Origin of the sequence: Tumebacillus flagellatus (genome assembly GCF_000714935.1) — a bacterium.
Classification (GTDB): domain Bacteria; phylum Bacillota; class Bacilli; order Tumebacillales; family Tumebacillaceae; genus Tumebacillus; species Tumebacillus flagellatus.
This window is the reverse complement of sequence record NZ_JMIR01000003.1, coordinates 125369-142069: the sequence shown is the minus strand read 5'-3', so window position 1 is coordinate 142069 and position 16701 is coordinate 125369. Positions and strand designations below refer to the sequence as shown.

The 16701-nt window shown below is 58.7% G+C and carries 15 protein-coding genes; 12 read left to right on the top strand and 3 right to left on the bottom strand.

Annotated elements, in window-relative coordinates; genetic code table 11:
• Positions 1-78: 78 nt before the first annotated feature.
• The 6 genes from EL26_RS03550 to EL26_RS26400 all read left to right on the top strand — a co-directional run bounded on the left by EL26_RS03550 (position 79) and on the right by EL26_RS26400 (position 6333).
• Positions 79-972: a 5'-3' exonuclease gene (locus tag EL26_RS03550; protein WP_038084779.1), complete on the top strand. Its 894-nt coding sequence runs from the start codon at positions 79-81 to the stop codon at positions 970-972.
• Between the two features lie 198 nt (positions 973-1170).
• The gene (locus EL26_RS03545; RefSeq protein ID WP_038084558.1) at positions 1171-2004 is read left to right on the top strand and encodes a hypothetical protein; all 834 of its coding nucleotides are present in this window, start codon (positions 1171-1173) and stop codon (positions 2002-2004) included.
• Positions 1991-3922, top strand: a complete 1932-nt coding sequence (locus EL26_RS03540) for a RecQ family ATP-dependent DNA helicase (RefSeq protein WP_052035947.1) — start codon at positions 1991-1993, stop codon at positions 3920-3922. The genes EL26_RS03545 and EL26_RS03540 overlap by 14 nt, the downstream gene beginning before the upstream one ends.
• Complete coding sequence (locus tag EL26_RS03535; RefSeq protein ID WP_038084557.1) at positions 3919-4275, top strand: nucleotide pyrophosphohydrolase; 357 nt, start codon at positions 3919-3921, stop codon at positions 4273-4275. The genes EL26_RS03540 and EL26_RS03535 overlap by 4 nt, the downstream gene beginning before the upstream one ends.
• A gap of 20 nt (positions 4276-4295) precedes the next feature.
• Positions 4296-5255: an RluA family pseudouridine synthase gene (locus EL26_RS03530; RefSeq protein ID WP_038084553.1), complete on the top strand. Its 960-nt coding sequence runs from the start codon at positions 4296-4298 to the stop codon at positions 5253-5255.
• Between the two features lie 181 nt (positions 5256-5436).
• Positions 5437-6333 (top strand): methyl-accepting chemotaxis protein, encoded by an 897-nt coding sequence (locus tag EL26_RS26400; RefSeq protein ID WP_038084551.1) that lies wholly within the window; start codon positions 5437-5439, stop codon positions 6331-6333.
• A gap of 115 nt (positions 6334-6448) precedes the next feature.
• Here the strand turns inward: EL26_RS26400 and asnB (EL26_RS03520) are convergent, their stop codons facing one another.
• Both asnB (EL26_RS03520) and EL26_RS03515 read right to left on the bottom strand, forming a co-directional pair.
• Positions 6449-8278 (bottom strand): asparagine synthase (glutamine-hydrolyzing), encoded by a 1830-nt coding sequence (gene asnB, locus EL26_RS03520; RefSeq protein WP_038084548.1) that lies wholly within the window; start codon positions 8276-8278, stop codon positions 6449-6451.
• A gap of 45 nt (positions 8279-8323) precedes the next feature.
• Positions 8324-9544 (bottom strand): cytochrome P450, encoded by a 1221-nt coding sequence (locus tag EL26_RS03515; RefSeq protein WP_038084545.1) that lies wholly within the window; start codon positions 9542-9544, stop codon positions 8324-8326.
• 180 nt (positions 9545-9724) lie between these two features.
• Between EL26_RS03515 and EL26_RS03510 the strand changes: the two genes are divergently transcribed.
• Complete coding sequence (locus tag EL26_RS03510) at positions 9725-10300, top strand: TetR/AcrR family transcriptional regulator (protein ID WP_052035946.1); 576 nt, start codon at positions 9725-9727, stop codon at positions 10298-10300.
• A gap of 77 nt (positions 10301-10377) precedes the next feature.
• Here the strand turns inward: EL26_RS03510 and asnB (EL26_RS03505) are convergent, their stop codons facing one another.
• Complete coding sequence (gene asnB, locus EL26_RS03505; RefSeq protein WP_038084541.1) at positions 10378-12207, bottom strand: asparagine synthase (glutamine-hydrolyzing); 1830 nt, start codon at positions 12205-12207, stop codon at positions 10378-10380.
• Between the two features lie 177 nt (positions 12208-12384).
• On the opposite strand from asnB (EL26_RS03505), the gene EL26_RS23390 reads away from it, so the two are divergent.
• From EL26_RS23390 to EL26_RS03480, 5 genes are all read left to right on the top strand, one after another.
• Positions 12385-13239 (top strand): alpha/beta fold hydrolase, encoded by an 855-nt coding sequence (locus EL26_RS23390; protein WP_052035945.1) that lies wholly within the window; start codon positions 12385-12387, stop codon positions 13237-13239.
• Between the two features lie 4 nt (positions 13240-13243).
• Positions 13244-14005: an alpha/beta hydrolase gene (locus tag EL26_RS03495; protein ID WP_038084539.1), complete on the top strand. Its 762-nt coding sequence runs from the start codon at positions 13244-13246 to the stop codon at positions 14003-14005.
• Positions 14006-14049: 44 nt separating this feature from the next.
• The gene (locus EL26_RS03490) at positions 14050-15030 is read left to right on the top strand and encodes an aromatic acid exporter family protein (protein ID WP_038084536.1); all 981 of its coding nucleotides are present in this window, start codon (positions 14050-14052) and stop codon (positions 15028-15030) included.
• Between the two features lie 142 nt (positions 15031-15172).
• Positions 15173-15658 (top strand): hypothetical protein, encoded by a 486-nt coding sequence (locus EL26_RS03485; protein WP_038084535.1) that lies wholly within the window; start codon positions 15173-15175, stop codon positions 15656-15658.
• A 24-nt stretch (positions 15659-15682) separates the two neighbouring features.
• The gene (locus EL26_RS03480; protein ID WP_038084534.1) at positions 15683-16690 is read left to right on the top strand and encodes an FAD:protein FMN transferase; all 1008 of its coding nucleotides are present in this window, start codon (positions 15683-15685) and stop codon (positions 16688-16690) included.
• The last annotated feature ends 11 nt before the right edge of the window (positions 16691-16701 follow it).

The following is a 16701-nucleotide window of genomic DNA, read 5'->3' as shown; positions in this document are numbered from 1 at the left end:
ACGCTTGGTTGCGGCGAGGGGGTTTTTTTCTGTGGTATAATGGTGGGCAGAGTGACTAGAACGGAGGACAACCCCTTGTTGAAAAACAGCAACTTTCTCATCGTGGACGGCTCGTCCCTGCTTGTGCGCGCCTACTTTGCCAGCGCGTACGGCGGGCGGATCATGCAGTCGTCGCGCGGTGTGTATACAAACGGAGTTTTTGGTTTCATGAACATGTTGTTGAAGGCCGTCGAGCAGATGCAGCCGACGCACTTGTTTGTCGCGTGGGACGTCTCCCGCGACACGTTCCGCCGCGAGCTCTACCCGCAGTACAAAGGCACGCGCGGCGAACTGCCGGACATGCTGCACCCGCAGTTTGACACGACGAAGGAAGTCCTCGACGCGCTCGGCGTCCCGCAGCACTTGGACGAACGCTACGAAGCGGACGACATCATCGGCACCCTCGCGCACAAAGCGGCAGACGAAGGCCACGACGTGCTCGTGCTGACCGGCGACCGCGACGCGCTGCAACTCGTGCGCCCGAACGTCACCGTCGCGATCATGAAAAAGGGCATCACCGAAATGAACTACTACACGCCGGCAACGCTGTTTGAAGAATGGGGCTTGACCCCGTCGCAGATCATCGACCTCAAAGGTCTGATGGGCGACACGTCCGACAACATCCCGGGCGTGCCGGGCATCGGGGAGAAGACCGCCAAGAAACTGCTGGCAGAGTTCGGCACCGTCGAAAACCTCATCGAGAACCTCGGGCAACTGAAAGGCAAGATGAAGGACAAAATCGAAGAGCACCAAGAACTCGCCCGCCTCAGCAAAACGCTCGCCACCATCGTCCTCGACGTGCCGCTTCTGCACACCGTTGAAGACTGCCGCCTCTCGATCAAAATGGAGACGGCGAAGGAAAAACTCTCGGAGCTCGATCTCAACCGCGTCTGGACGCAACTGACCAAGGTTGCCGGGACGACCGCGTCGTAAGAATTTCATAGAAGCAGATCCTGCGACCGGTTCTCTCCACAGAGGACGGGTCGCTTTTTTGGATCAAACGGGTACGGGCCGCGTGTCGGGGATGGACGTCTCGCCGCCGCGAGGGTGATTCTTTTGGAAGAAACGTTCTAGGGGCTTTCTTCTTGGGCGCAACTGCGGTATCTTCTAGAGAGATGAGGTGATGAGCGGATGGATTTTTTTGCGCGTGCGGTGCAAGGCGTCGTGCAGTTTTTGCAAGAAGCGGTGGAACGGGAATGGAGGTCGCCGGAGGAACGGCGCTTTCACAGCCAGTTGCAGGGCGCTTGGTTTGACGAGGTCGCCGGGTGGCTGGAGCGTTTCGCGGGACATGAGATATGGCGCTATGCGCCGGATCGTCTGGACGAAGTGCGGGCGTACGCGCGCGGCGCACGCGACGAGGTCGGCGGGCTGCTGAATCTCCTCGAACCCCAGCTGGCGACGGCGGTGCTGTGCGGATTGCGTGCTTCGCAAGGACTCGGCTACACGCAGGAGCGCTTGGCGGAGAATCTGGGCGTGGAGACGGCGCTGGTGCTTTCGTGGGAACGCGAAGGCTATGCGCGCCTGCGAGCGCTCGTCAGCAACCGGACGCCGTTGCTCGCGTTCTTGGCGGCGCTGGCGGCGGAGCGGGACGAGCAGGGCGCGTTGCATGGACGCGAGACGGACGAGTTGAAGGAACGCGACGCGTTGTTTGGACGCGTGAAAAGCGAGTTGGCGGAACACGACGCGTTGAACGGACGCGGGACGCCGGAGCGCTGCGATCTCGCACGCGAGCCGCATGAAACGTTCGAATCGCTGCTCGACCAAGCGCGCACCCGCCCGGATTTCGACCTGCGCCGTTTCCTGACCCCAACGGACGAGTTGGAGTTGCGGCGTTGGTTCCACAGGTGGGGCGTGGAGTCTGTTTTTTCCGAAGAGGGTCGAGAGCGGGCGGCGGCGTTGGTGCAGGCGCGCTTGAAATGGGAGATGGCGGTTGGAGAGGAGGAGGACGAAGATGCAGGAGCTTGAGCTTGATCTGCGCGAACCGCTCAAGCGGTACTTTGGCTTTGACAGCTTTCGCGGCGGGCAGGAGCAGATCATACGGGCGTTGCTGGACGGCGAGCATGTGCTCGGCATCATGACGACGGGCGCGGGCAAGTCGCTGTGCTACCAGTTGCCGGCGCTGCTCCTGCCCGGCGTGACGCTCGTCATCTCGCCGCTGGTGGCGCTGATGCACGACCAAGTCGAAGCGCTGTACCGCCGCGGCATCGACGAAGCGACGTACCTGAACTCGCTCCTCTCCCCTCAAGAGTTGAAAAACCGACTCGCCGGCATTCGGCACGGCGCGTTCAAACTGGTCTACATCGCGCCGGAGCGGCTGAGGAGCCAGGAGTTTTTGCAGCTGTTGCAGGAGATTCCCGTTTCCATGCTCGTCGTGGACGAAGCGCACTGCATTTCCGAGTGGGGGCATGACTTCCGCACGGACTACTTGCAGATCGGCGCGGTGCGGGAGAAGATCGGGCACGTGCCGGTCCTTGCGTTGACGGCGACGGCGACGCCGGAAGTGCAGGAGGACATCCTCATTCAACTGCGGATTCTCAATTGCCGCAAGTTCGTCACGGGGTTTGACCGTCCGAATCTGGCGCTGGTGTTCCGGCGCGAAGAGACGAAGGAAGCGAAGTACCGCGCGGCGTTTTCGTTTTTGCAAAAGCAGGACGGAGCGGGTATCGTCTACGCGCCGTCGCGCAACGAGTGCGAAGAAGTGGCGCGGTATCTGCGCATGGCGCTGCCGGGTGAGCCGATTGCGTTTTACCACGCGGGCTTGCGGCCGGAAGAGCGGCGGGCGGTGCAGGACGGATTCATGTCCGGTCATGTGCGCATCGTCGTCGCGACCAACGCGTTCGGGATGGGGATCGACAAGCCGGACATTCGGTTTGTCGTGCACTTGCACGTTCCGGCGAGCGTCGAAGGTTATTACCAAGAGGCGGGGCGCGCCGGGCGGGACGGATTGCCGTCGGTGTGCATGACGATCTACAACGAGCAGGACCGGGCGATCCATCATTACTTTCTGAAGCGGGAGTTTCCGACGGAGCAGGAGTACGACACGGCGTTTGAGTTGATGCGGTTGCACAGCAGCGAGGGCGGCGTGTTTCGGGGTTCGTGGCGCGAGATGACGCGCTGGCCGGGGTTGGATGACGACCGGCTGTCGCTGCTCGTTCACCAGTGGGAGAACATCGGCGCGATGGAGGTGCTGGATCTGACGGGCGACGCCGTGATCTTGCGGTTGGACGTCGAGCGGATGCGTTCGCGCAAAAGCGACGTGCTCCAAGCGATTGAACGCTTGAAGTTGCGCCGCTTCGGGAAGCTCAACCGCGTCGTGGATCTGCTGCACTCGCCGCTGTGCCGACGCGAAGGGGTGCTGGGGTACTTTGGACAAGCGCTCACGGAGCGGCCGCGCGTCTGTTGCGACATCTGCAACCCGGAGCTCTCGAAGAACCCGACGCTGGTGGACGTGACGCTCGCGAGTTTGAACTGGGGACGGGTGTTGATGGATCTGTTTCCCGAGGAGAAGCTCGACCCGCGCATCGGCGAACCGCTGCGCCTCGCGATGACGGCGGGCGAAGAAGCGTACCGCGTCGGTCAGCAGGGCAAAGCGGACGAGTTGCCGCGCCTGTACGAGATGTTGAATTCGCCGTCGGTGACGACACGGCGGATGGCGTGTTCCGCGATCGGCAAGATCGGGCGGGCGGAATCGGTGCCGTACTTGGTGCCGCGATTGGAAGACACCAATCCGCAGGTGCGGCAATATGCGCTGAAGGCGCTCGCGAAGATTGACGACCGGCGCTGGATCGGGCCGGTGCGCGAGCTGTTGCGCCGCGAAGATAAGGAGTACAACGTTCGGCAAGCCAAACAGATGCTGGAACAGATGGGAGAGCGAGTGGAATGAGCGAAGTTCGGGGAGATGCCGTCGTCACGGTGGCGGAGTTGAAACAGCAGGTGAGAGAGTTTACGGAAGCGCGCAACTGGCATGTAGAGGGCCATCGTCCGAAGAACTTGGCGATGAGCATCGCCATCGAAGCGGCGGAGTTGATGGAGCACTTCCAGTGGCTCGACAACGACGACTACGCGGACGAAAAGCTGAGCGCCGAGAAACGCGAGCAAGTGCGGATGGAAGTGGCGGACATCGCGATCTACCTGCTGAGCTTCTGCAACCAACAAGGTATTGATCTCGCCAAGGCCGTTCAAGATAAGTACCAAATCAATGAAAAAAGGTTCCCTGTTGAGAAGTTTGTAAAATAACAGGGCAGAGGGAGCGCAACATGGCGAGAGGTTTTCAAAAAAACACCCACAGCGGCACGCCGCGTGCAACGGGCAAACCCGAGAGCAAACCGAAGAGCAAGCAGTTCACCGTGCAGGAGTCTGAGGAACTGTTGGCTTTTTTGCTGAAGAGCATCACCAACCTCAGCCGCAATTCGGTCAAATCGCTGCTGGCGCGGGGAGACGTTCATGTCGACGGCGTGTCGGTGACGGCGTATAATCATCCGCTCAAACTGGGGCAAACCGTCTCCATCGGGGAGAAAAAAGCCCCCGTCGCCGAGCCCGCCAAGATGCAAGGCGTGGAGATTCTCTACGAAGACGACGACGTGATCGTGATTGAAAAAGCGTCCGGGCTGCTCTCGATCGCCACCGAGAAAGACGCGGAGGAGTTGACGGCGTACCGGCAGTTGATGGATCATGTGCGCCGCACCGACCCGCAGAACCGGATCTTCGTCGTGCATCGACTCGACCGCGACACGTCCGGCGTGATGATGTTTGCGAAGAGCCAAGCGGTGAAAGAGAAACTGCAAACCAACTGGCAAGACGCGGTGGAAGAGCGGACGTACATCGCGCTGGTGGAGGGCCAAGTGAAGAAGAAGGAAGGCACGATTTCTTCGTGGTTGAAAGAAACCAAGACGCTCATGGTCTACTCCAGCCCGACGCCAAACGGCGGGCAGCGTGCGGTGACGCATTATAAAGTGCTGAAGTCCAACCGCAACTTCTCGCTGCTGGAAGTGAATTTGGAAACGGGTCGCAAAAACCAAATTCGCGTACATATGCAAGACATCGGCCATCCGATCGTCAACGACAAAAAGTACGGCGCCAGCGGCAAGGCGATGGCAAGACTGGGCCTGCACGCGCGAGTCCTGTCGTTTGTACATCCGACCACGGAAAAGCTGATGCGTTTTGAAACCAAGATCCCGAAGATGTTTTTGAACGCGTTTCGGGAGAGCGGGAAGTAAGGACGGCAGATCATCGGTTGATAAGGGAGTTCCTCGCGAAGGACTCCTTTTTATTTAGCAGGATCTGATCGGACAGAGTTGAATCTATAGAATATTGTTGAATCTACACTCAATAATGAGTCTATACATGAATCGGTGATTCGGTCGAAGCCTTGAATTTCCGGAAAGGAATAGTTGGAAGATGGACAATCAGTTAAACCGCTTGGATGTTTTCGCTGCGTTGGAACGGTCGCTCGCGATGATCGAATTCAATCTCGAGGGACAGGTTTTGTGGGTGAATGAGATTTTTGCCAGGGCAATGGGCTATCGTGTCGTCGACATGATTGGAATGCACCATCGGAAGTTTTGTACGTCTGAGTATGCCGGGAGCCCGGCTTACCAAGAGTTTTGGAAGAATCTGCGCCAAGGCAAGGCGGTACAAGATAAGGTTCAGCGCGTCGCCAAGGACGGGAGGTTGCTCTGGTTGGAAGCGACCTACACGGCTGTCCGCAACGAGCGAGGGGAAATCCTCGGTATTGTCAAAGTGGCGACCGATATTACAGCGCGTGAGGAAAGCACGCTTCAGCTCACCGGAAGTCTTCAGTACATGGCCGACGAACTGCGTGCCCGCGCGGAGGAAGGGATTGCTCGAAGCGAAGATCTTTCGAAAGCGATTCAGAAAAGCGTGGACGTCGCCGAAGACAACATGGCTGTCCTCGCGTTGCTCGTGGAAGAGGTCAAGTCGATCCGCGGGTTGGTCGAGACGATTCGCCGTATTGCCCAACAGACCAACGTGCTGGCGCTGAACGCCGCGATTGAAGCGGCACGGGTTGGAGAAGCGGGACGCGGGTTCAACGTTGTCGCCGACGAAGTGCGCAAACTGGCGCGACGGGTGCAAGAAACCACAGAGATGGTCAACACCAGCGTGAAGAACATCAACAGCCAAGTGGAGAACATCGAAGCCGGCACTCAACTCTCCCAATCCACTGTCGTCGACTCCAAACGCCTGATCGAGCGGGCGAATCATGAGTTCGTCGGCATCGGACAAGCGGCGAAAGAGCTGGAGGAGCAGTCGAGGCTGCTGGCGGAGTTGTTTTAGTGCGTTTCGTGTCTGGCATGGAAAAAGAGGTGCGAGGATAGGGGGAGCCTATCCTCGCGCCTCTTTTTTGCGATGCCAATGCGTTCCACTGCTTTTTTTGTGTCTTCTTGCCCTCTTACACCAGAGAGACTTTGTACTCGCGCATCCACGCGTCCATCTGGATGATGTGGTCGTAGTAGTTTTTCAACGAGACGAAGCCGGAGCCGGTCGGCCCTTCGTAGTACGCGGCTTGGCGGACTTTGTCGCGGTCGAACAGGTCGAAGATCGGGGAGGTGCCTTCCTCGACGATCTCGCGCACGCGTTGCTTGACGCCGTTCACGTACGTCGGGTTGTGCGTGACCGGATACGCCGTTTTGCGGCGGCGCACCACGTCTTCGGGCAGGACGTGCGAGAAGGCCTCGCGCAGCAGACCTTTTTCCACGCCGCCTGCGAACTTCATCTCCCACGGCACGTTCCACATGTATTCCACCAAGCGGTAGTCGCAGAACGGCACGCGGACTTCCAGCGACGCCGCCATGCTCATGCGGTCTTTGCGGTCGAGCATGTAGGGGAGGAAGCGGGCGATGTTCAAGAAGAAGATCTCGCGCGTCCGCGCGTCTTCCGCCGATTCGCCCGCCAGTCGCGGCACGAGGCTCAGGGCTTCTTGGTAGCGCATCGCTTGATGCGCTTTCGGGTTCAAGCGCTCCATCACGTCGGGAAGCACCGCTTCTTCCAGTTTGTTGCCGCCAAGCGCCGTCCACGGGAAGTTGTTGATGCTGCGCATCTCCGGCGTGTAGTACCACGGATATCCGCCGAACACTTCGTCCGCCGATTCGCCGGAGAGGGCGACGGTGACTTCCGGTTTCATTTTTTTGAACAGGGTGTAGAGCGACGTTTCGATGTCGCCGGTCGCCGGCAAGTCGCGGGCGCGCATCGGTTCGAGGATGTCTTCGAGCAGGTCCGGCGTGTCGAGCAAGATGATGTGGTGGTTCGTGCCGGACGTGTCGGCGACCCGCTTCGCCCACGGCGCGTCGAGGTCGCGGTGCATCGGATTCGCTTTGAAGTCGCGGTCTTCGTCCACGAATTGCAGCGAGTAGGTGTCAAGTTGACGGCCTTCTCCCTTGAACGCGAGCGCTGCCACCGCCGAGACGCCGCTGGAATCGAGGCCGCCGGAGAGCATCGTGCCGATCGGCACGTCGGACACGAGTTGGCGGGTGATCGCGTCTTCGAGCAAGTCGCGCACGTGTTGCACAGTCGCCGCGAAATCTTCGGTGTGCTCGCGGCTTTCCAACTTCCAGTACTGCGTCACGCGCACGCCGTTTCGGGTGACGAGCACGGTGTGGCCCGGCAACACTTCGGTCACGCCGCGATAGATTCCTTGACCCGGCGTGCGGAACACGCCCATCGCCATTAACTCGGTCAGGCCGTCCTGATCGACTTCCGGTTTGACGAGCGGGTTGGCCAAGAGCGCTTTCATCTCCGACCCGAATAGGAACGAGCTGCCGCGCTGTGCATAGAACAGCGGTTTGACGCCGAGGTGGTCGCGGCCGAGGAACAATTGCTGTTCCTTCTCATCCCAAATCGCAAACGCAAAAATCCCGTTGAACTTCTCCACGCAAGAAGGGCCCCACTCGATGTAGGCGCGCAGCAGCACTTCGGTGTCGGAGCGCGATTCAAACACATGCCCGCGGCCTTCGAGTTCGCGTCGCAGTTCGCGGAAGTTGTAGAGTTCGCCGTTGTATGTAATGGCGTAGGTGTTTCCGCCCGCTTGTCGCACCATCGGCTGCACTCCGCCGTTCGGGTCGATGACGATCAAGCGGCGATGCGCCAACCCCACGCGCGGTGCCAGCCATTGACCGCCCGCATCCGGGCCGCGCCGTTTCAAAGTATCTGCCATCGCCGTGACGACGTTGCCTTGCTCTGTCAAATCGCGTTGCCAATCCAACCATCCGGTGATTCCGCACATGTTGTGTCATCTCCCTTTTTCTCGTAAAAAATGAACGGTCGCGTGTCAGGCTCTTTTTTCAAACGTGACCGGGTATTCCTTGACTGCCGTGAACAGCGGGTACGGCGTCGGCTCGATCTTGGCACCCTCAACCAGCGCGAGGTTGCACAGCGTGTTCACGATCACTTCCAGCGCGATCTGCCCTTCCAGACGTGCGAGCGGCGCGCCCAAACAGAAGTGGTTGCCAAAGCCAAACGTGATGTGCGCGTTCGGCTGGCGCGTCGGGTCGAATTGATCCGGGTTGGCAAACTTCGCCGCATCGCGGTTGGCGGACGCCATCCAGACGTTGACCAGTTCGTCCTGTTTGATCACTTGCCCGCGAATTTCCACGTCGGTCGTCGCACGGCGCATCAATTTCGGCACAGACGGATAGTAGCGCAGCGTCTCTTCCACAAAGCCGGGGATCAGCTCCGGCTCTGCAAGCAGGCGTTCTTGCAGCTCCGGGTGCTCGGTGAGCACGCGCACCATCGCCGTGATCAAGTTCGTCGTCGTCTCGTGCCCGGCGATCAAGAGCGTGGTCAAGAACATCAGGATTTGCTCTTCGTTCAGCACTTGCTTTTCGGCGTTGGCATACCAGAGGTGAGAAACCAAGTCCTCCGTCGGCTGCTCTTTGCGCAGGTTCAAATGGTGGCGGAAGTAATCGGTGAGTGTCTCGCGGGCGTGATTTCGCTTCGCCAACACGCGCTGGTAGGTTTCTTCCGACGCGTCTTCCACGCCGGTGACAAGCGTGTCGGAGAGCTCCTTGAAGTACAGACGGTCGGTGACCGGAACGCCGAGCAGTTCGGCGATGACCATGACCGGCAGCGGCGCCGCCACGTCATACACGGTGTTCATCCGCCCTTGGTCTTTCACCGCATCCAGCAAAAAGCCCAGAATCTCGCGGATGCGCGGCGCCATGTCCGCCACCGCTTTGGGCGTGAACACGCCGTTGACCAACTCGCGGAACTCTTGGTGGCGCGGCGGGTCGACGGAGATGATGTTCTCCACGTTGCGGTTGTCGCGGTTGAAGCTCGACGAGAACGTTTTGGGGTCTTTCAAGATGCGATGGCAATCTTCGTAGAGAAACGCATCCCACGTGCCGTACGTCTCGTTGTAGCGCAGGGGGGTTGTTTCACGGAGGGTTTTCAAGATCGGGAACGGGTTCGCCCGCTTCTCTTCGGTGTTGAACTCTTCCATCGGCGGAATCAGGCTCGACCCGCGGGTTTGAACCAGTTGTTTAGTCTCCATAAAATCTTCTCTCCTTGTGCTGAAATGTAATGGCTGAGATGATTTATATTCATTATAATTTTCGCATATCGAATTACAACCCTCAAAATCGGCGCAAGTGTTGGATGTCCAACACAATGAGGAATTTTGTGCAACAACAGCGAAATATACGACAGATGAGACACAACAGGAGGAATTCTCGTGGAAGCAAAACTCGATGCCCGCATCAAACGCTCCCGCAAACTGTTGCGTGACGCGTTGGTGTCACTGATCCAGGAGAAAGGCTACGACCGCCTCACCGTGCGCGACATCACGGAGCGAGCCACTGTCAACCGCTCGACGTTCTACCAACACTACCGGGACAAAGAAGACCTGTTGCGCCAACTGGTCAAAGAGGTGTTGGACGAACTGCGGAGCTGCTTTGGCGAAACGGAACCTTTGCCCAAGGACGGAGATCCCGCCCCCGCGTTCGTGCGGATGTTTGAACACTTCGCGCAAAACGGCGATTTCTACCGGGTGATGCTCAGCGAGCGCGGGTTCCCGCGCTTTCAGTTCTACTTGGAAAACGTCATGCGCGTGGCGATGCAGAAGCGCAAAGACCTGCTCCCGCCGCAAGGAGAGTGGGCGGTGCCGTTCGATTTCTTCCTGCATTACATCTCCTCGGCGCACACCGGCATGGTCGCGTGGTGGTTGCAGGGCGACATGGCGTATTCGCCGAAATACATGGCGACGCAGTTGACCCGCTTGATTCGCTCGACGGCGCAGGCGTTGCGTTAGAAAAGGGCAGGAGACTCAACACGCTATAAAAAAAGCAGCGGCACGCACCCTCGCGTTCCACTGCTTTTTTTGCTGTTTTACACCAAGGACACGTTGTACTCGCGCATCCAGCCGTCCATTTGGATGATGTATTCGTAGTAGTTTTTCAGCGCAATAGGGCCTGCTTCGTACTGCCCTTCAAAGTACGCGGAGGCAAGGATTTTTTCATGGTTGAACACGTCGAAGATCGGCGAGGTGCCGTCTTCCGCGATTTCACGCACTTTCGCTTTCACACCCTCCAGATACGCCGGGTTGTGATTGAGCGGGTAGGCGGTTTTGCGGCGGCGCACCACGTCTTCGGGCAGCACATGGGAGAACGCTTCACGCAGCAAGCCTTTTTCTTCGCCTCGGGCGAACTTCATCTCCCACGGCACGTTCCACAAGTACTCAATCAACCGGTAATCGCAGAACGGCACACGGACTTCCAAGGACGCCGCCATGCTCATGCGGTCTTTGCGGTCCAGCATGTACGGGAGGAATCCTGTCATGTTCAGATAGAAGATCTCCCGCGTCCGCGCGTCTTCCGCCGATTCACCCGCAAGCCGCGGGACTTGGCGCAACGCTTGTTGGTACCGCTCGGCGCGGTGGCGCACCGGGTTGAGCTGATCCAAGAGGTCGGGACGGACGATATTCTCGACTTTGCCGACACCGATCGCCTGCCACGGGAACAGGTTCAAATTGCGCATCTCCGGCACGTAGAACCACGGATACCCGCCAAACACTTCGTCGGCCGATTCGCCGGAGAGCGCGACCGTGACGTCCGGTTTCATTTTTTTGAACAGGGTGTAGAGCGAGGTTTCGTTGTCGCCGGTCGCCGGCAAGTCGCGGGCGCGCATCGGTTCGAGGATGTTGTCCAGCAGGTCGGGCGTGTCCAGCAAGATGACGCGGTGGTTCGTGCCGGATGCGTCGGCGACCCGTTTCGCCCACGGAGCGTCGAGGTCGTGTTGCATGGGGTTGGCTCTGAAGTCGCGCTCCTCGCCCACGAATTGCAGCGAGAACGTGTCCAGTTGACGCCCTTCTTGGCGGAATGCGCGGGCGGCGATGGCGGACACGCCGCTGGAATCAAGCCCCCCGGAAAGCATCGAGCCGATCGGCACGTCGGACACCAATTGGCGGGTGATCGCGTCTTCCAGCAGTTCGCGCACGTGTTGCGCCGTCGCCGCGAAATCATCGGTGTGCTCATGGCTGTCCAATTTCCAGTACTGCGTCACGCGCACGCCGTTTCGGGTGACGAGCAAGGAGTGGCCCGGCAGAACTTCGGTCACGCCCCGGAAGATGCCGTGCCCCTGCGTGCGGAACACGCCCATCGACACCAACTCGGTGAGACCGTCCATGTCCACTTCCGGCTTCACGAGCGGATTTGCCAACAGCGCTTTCATCTCCGACCCGAAGAGGAACGAGCTTCCTCGCTGCGCATAGAACAGCGGTTTCACGCCGATGTGGTCGCGCGCCAGAAACAACTGCTGTTCTCCCTCATCCCAGATGGCAAACGCAAAGATCCCGTTGAGCTTCTCCACGCAGGCGGGACCCCATTCGATATAGGCGCGCAGCAGAACTTCCGTATCGGAGCGCGATTCAAACACATGTCCGCGGCCTTCCAACTCGCGGCGCAAGTCGAGAAAATTATAGAGTTCGCCGTTGTAGGTAATGGCAAATGCCCGCCCGCCGACGCTGCACACCATCGGTTGCAGCCCGCCGTTCGGGTCGATGACGATCAAGCGGCGATGTGCCAAACCGACCCGCGGGGACAACCATTGACCTCCCGCATCCGGGCCTCGCCGTTTCAACGTGTCTGCCATTGCGGTAACGACGGCTCCTTGTTCTGTCAGATCACGCTGCCAGTCCAACCATCCCGTGATTCCACACATGCTGGTTCATCTCCCTTTTTCCCTTATGAAATTTAAGTGACTGACCAGTTTTATTTCATTATAATTTACAACCGTAAAACCACAAGTGAAGATGTGCACAAATGTAGGTAGCAAAGTCTTCCAGATCATGGTACTATCAGCACAGAAATGAGAGCGAAAGAGAGAGGGCGGGCTCCTATGAAAAAAATACCGGTCAACGGCGTCGATCTTGCTGTCTACGAATGGAGCGACAGCGGCGAACCGGTGATTTTTTTGCACTTTATGAACGGGGCGGCGTGCGTGTGGAACGGCGTGGTTCCGTTTTTTACCGAGACGTATCGGGCGATCGGGATTGACCTGCGCGGGCACGGGCATTCGGACGCGCCGGAGTCGGGGTATGAGATCGCGACGATGGCCGCCGATGTGATCGGCGTGATGGATGCGCTGGGCATAGAGAGCGCGCATTTCGTCGGGTCGTCGCTCGGCTGCCATGTTTCGGCGTGGCTGGCGGCGCACTACCCGGAGCGCGCACGGTCGCTCGCGCTCTCCGACGGCGCGATCTACGACATGGCACAACCGCAGGGCGAGCCGGTCGCGTTGGAGACGATCCTGCAGATGGTGGCGGGAAATTCCATAGAGCCGGAGTTTGCGACGACGGACGAGTTTGTGCAAGTGCTGCGCGATCATTGGGGCGAGAAGTGGAACGCCGTGCGGGAGCGCGCCGTGTTCGACGGGTTTGTCCCGGCGTTGGTACAGCTTCCAAACGGCAAGTTCGGGCGCAAGACCACCAAGGCGCTCGAAGTGAAGATGATCTCCGAACTCTATCAAGTCCGCCATCTTCCGCTGTATGAGAAGATGCAGTGCCCGGTGCTTTTTTTACCCGCAGCCAAGCACCGCGCGTTTGCTTATAAAAACGAATTCATCGCCCGTTGCCGAGCGGTTCTCAAACCGTACTCGAAAGTCGTAATCATCCCGAACACCGAGCACAACATGCTCTACGATTTCCCGGCGGAAGTCTCCCGCGAAGTGCTGGCGTTTTACGAGGAGGTCTAATCTGATGGTGGAAAAATTTCTGGTGCCGATTCCGGCGTTTCAGCAAGAACGCCAGATTCGTGTGTACCTGCCGAAAAGCTACGGGCAGGGGGACGCGCGGTATCCGGTGTTGTACATGCACGACGGGCAAAACGTGTTTCGCGACGAAGACGAGATCGGCGGTGTGTCGCTCGGTTTGGAAGCGTACTTGGACGAGCGGGCGGTGGACGTGATCGTCGTGGCGGTCGACCAAGTGCCGGAGCAGCGCATCGACGAGTATTACGCGTGGAAACACGGGGCGTTCAGCGAGCAGATCTTGGGCTTTCACGACGAGCGCGGCGGCAAGGGCGGCGCGTACATCGACTTCATCGCGGAGGAATTGAAGCCGCTGATCGACCGCAAGTACCGCACGTTGCCGGAGCGGACGGGTATGGCGGGGATTTCGTCCGGAGCGTCGATCACTGTGTATGCGGCGTGCCGCTATCCGCACATCTTTCGCCGCATCGCGGGTTTTTCCATCGCGTATTACCGCAACCAGGAAGACATGGAGAGATTCGTGCGGGAAGCGGATCTCTCGCTGTTGGAGAAAGTCTACCTGGACTGCGGCACCAACGAAGGCAAGGGCGACGAAGAGGCGGGGTTGCAGTTCCTGAACTCCAACCGCGCCGTCGCGAACATTCTTCAAGAAAAAGTGCCTCATGCCGAGTTTCGCGCTGTAGAGGGCGGAGAGCATCAGTATTCACACTTTTGTAAGCGCGCCCCGGAGGTCTTGGCAACGCTGTTGTGATATGCTGGAAGGAACAAGTTCCAGAGCGAGGAGGACTCTTCCAGATGTTGCAACGCATTGCCTCCGTGAAAATCGGGTTTCGCACGGTGAAAACAGCGCTCGGCAGCGCCCTTTCCATCTATGTCGCCGGTTGGCTGGGGTTGGAATTTTATTCATTTGCCGGGATCTTGACGATCCTGTGCTTGCGGGAGACGGTCAAGCGTTCGTACCGCGATGCGTGGGAGCGATTCTGCGCGTGCTTGATCGGGATCACGTATGCGGTGCTCGCGTTTCATTTAATCGGATTTCATCCGTGGGTGATCGGGTTGATCTTGCTGTTTTTGATTCCGACGGCGGTGCTGTTCAAAGTGCAGGGCAGCGTGTTGACGGCGTGCGTGATCATCTTGCACATGTTCATGGCGCAGCACGTCGGGCTTTCGATGGTGTTCAACGAGTTGAAGCTGGTCGCCGTCGGGATCGGGTCGGCGCTGTTGATGAACTCGTACATGCCAAACCGCGAGAAAGAACTGATCAAGTACCAAACCCAGATCGAAAGCAATTTCAAGACGATCTTCCGCCAGATTGCCCGCTTCTTGCGCGAGGGCGCAACCGATTGGGAAGGGCGGGAGATCACGGAGACCGCCGACATTTTGCGCGACGCGTTGAAAACGGCGTTGCATGACATTGAGAACCACGTCTTGCGCGTGGAGACCCGCTATTACGCTTACTTCCTCATGCGCAGCCGTCAGTTTGAGATCATCGAGCGGATCATGCTGACGCTTTCGGCGTTTGAAGGGGCGTATGACCAAGGGCGCAAAGTCGCCGACTATCTCGATGAGATGTCGAAGTACATCGCACCAGGTACCAAGGAACTGGTGCAAACCCGGTTGAACCAGTTGTACGCGCTGCAGGAAGCGTTTAAACAGGATGAACTCCCGCAAAACCGCCATGAGTTTGAGAACCGTGCGATGCTGTTGCACTTCATTCACGACATGGAGCGGTATCTGAAAATCAAGCAGAAGTGGTTGATTCGGGAGAAGCGGTAAGTATTTTGACAAAGCTGTGACAAAGACCTGACTCGATGCGAGTCGGGTCTTTTTTTGTTTGGCACAAAGAAAAATCAAATCCTCGTGCTCCATACTGAACTCAACAACGAAACAACAAACCCTCTCAAGGAGTGAAGGATAGATGAAACCGAAACAATGGGTACCTTGGATCATCCGTTTGGGGAGCGTCGCGCTCGTCTCCGTGCTCACCGGGCAAATCACGATGGCTAACGTCGACAACAACCAAAACACGGACAACAGCAAACAGACCGCGACGAACACGCCGTCGCGCAACCACAACAACAACGGCAATTCGAATTCCGGCAACAGCGATTCGAACTCCAATAAAAACAACTCCACCATCGACGACGGCAAAAGCGGCACGGACGGCTATCTCGGCAACGATGACTATAACAACAACGACAGCGGCGGGTTTGACGGTTCCACCGGCGGCTTCGATCAAGGGCAGCAAGACCCGAACGGAGATGACAGCGGAAGTTTCGGCGACAGCAACGGCGGGTTCGTGAACCCGAACAACGGCCGGAATTTCGGAGGAAACAGCAACTTCGGCGGTTTCACCTCGCCGCGCCAAGGCGGCGGCAATCACTCCCGTACATCCGGGTCCTAATCAGGAAGAAGGAGGCAGGTGCAGATGGAAAAAACGAACTTTCGCGCCATGAACACGAACATCGAAGTCTGCTTCCAACCTGCACAACCGATGGAAGCGGCCGACATGCAAACGCTGATGACCGACGTGCAACTGCTGTTTGAACAAGTCGAGGAGATCGCCTCCCGCTTTCGTCCGGACAGCGAGCTTTCCAAACTCAACGCTGCGGTGGCAGAGAGGTCGGGCGGCCCCCGCTCCCGTCTCGAATCCGTAAGCGGCCCCCGCTTCCGTCTCGAATCCGCAACGGCGGAGTTGGGCGGTGATGGGGAAGACACGCTCACTTGGATGCCGATCTCCTCGATGCTTTGCGAGATGTTGAAAGCGGCAGAGGATGCGTTTTACGAAACAGAGGGGATTTTTAACCCCGGTCTCTTGCGCCACTTGCAGACGGCGGGCTACGACGACTCGTTTGAAAAACTGCCCGCCAAGCGCGACTCGCGAGGAGAAGCGGACGCAGAACTGCCTCTCCCGACGGTTCTCCCGTTCCAACTCGATCTCCGGCAGAAAGCCATCCGTGTCCAGCCGGGCACGCAGCTTGACCTCGGCGGCATCGCCAAGGGCTGGACGGTCGACCGCGCCGCCCGGCATCTGCGGCAGTTTGGATGCGGATTTGTCAACGCGGGCGGAGATTTGCGGGCGTTCGGACAGCCGCAAGAGCCATGGAACATCGGCGTCGCCGACCCGTTTGATCCGGAGCGCAACGTGGCGGAACTGCAACTGAGCACCGGAGCGGTCGCCACCTCGTCCACCGTCAAACGCCGCTGGCAACAGGGATCTGCGTGGCAGCATCACTTGCTCGATGCGCGCACGGGACGCCCGTCGAACACGACGATTGCGTCGGCGACGGTTACGGCACCGACCGCCGTGCAAGCGGACGTCTGGGCGAAAACAGCATTGTTGCTCGGTCCGAAACGCGGCGCGGAATTTTTGCAACGCCGAAAGCAAAAGGGCGTGTTCGTCGAGCACTCTCGCCACGTGCAAGTTGTGAACTAGAGGAGGAGGTA

Bases quoted from the DNA above. Each gene is read 5' to 3' on its own strand.
- EL26_RS03480 (WP_038084534.1), top strand. From the start codon at position 15,683: ATGGAAAAAACGAACTTTCGCGCCATGAACACGAACATCGAAGTCTGC.
- EL26_RS03495 (WP_038084539.1), top strand. From the start codon at position 13,244: ATGGTGGAAAAATTTCTGGTGCCGATTCCGGCGTTTCAGCAAGAACGC.
- EL26_RS03530 (WP_038084553.1), top strand. From the start codon at position 4,296: ATGGCGAGAGGTTTTCAAAAAAACACCCACAGCGGCACGCCGCGTGCA.
- EL26_RS03515 (WP_038084545.1), bottom strand. From the start codon at position 9,544: ATGGAGACTAAACAACTGGTTCAAACCCGCGGGTCGAGCCTGATTCCG.
- EL26_RS26400 (WP_038084551.1), top strand. From the start codon at position 5,437: ATGGACAATCAGTTAAACCGCTTGGATGTTTTCGCTGCGTTGGAACGG.
- EL26_RS03490 (WP_038084536.1), top strand. From the start codon at position 14,050: ATGTTGCAACGCATTGCCTCCGTGAAAATCGGGTTTCGCACGGTGAAA.
- EL26_RS23390 (WP_052035945.1), top strand. From the start codon at position 12,385: ATGAAAAAAATACCGGTCAACGGCGTCGATCTTGCTGTCTACGAATGG.
- EL26_RS03485 (WP_038084535.1), top strand. From the start codon at position 15,173: ATGAAACCGAAACAATGGGTACCTTGGATCATCCGTTTGGGGAGCGTC.
- asnB (WP_038084548.1), bottom strand. From the start codon at position 8,278: ATGTGCGGAATCACCGGATGGTTGGATTGGCAACGCGATTTGACAGAG.
- asnB (WP_038084541.1), bottom strand. From the start codon at position 12,207: ATGTGTGGAATCACGGGATGGTTGGACTGGCAGCGTGATCTGACAGAA.
- EL26_RS03545 (WP_038084558.1), top strand. From the start codon at position 1,171: ATGGATTTTTTTGCGCGTGCGGTGCAAGGCGTCGTGCAGTTTTTGCAA.
- EL26_RS03535 (WP_038084557.1), top strand. From the start codon at position 3,919: ATGAGCGAAGTTCGGGGAGATGCCGTCGTCACGGTGGCGGAGTTGAAA.
- EL26_RS03540 (WP_052035947.1), top strand. From the start codon at position 1,991: ATGCAGGAGCTTGAGCTTGATCTGCGCGAACCGCTCAAGCGGTACTTT.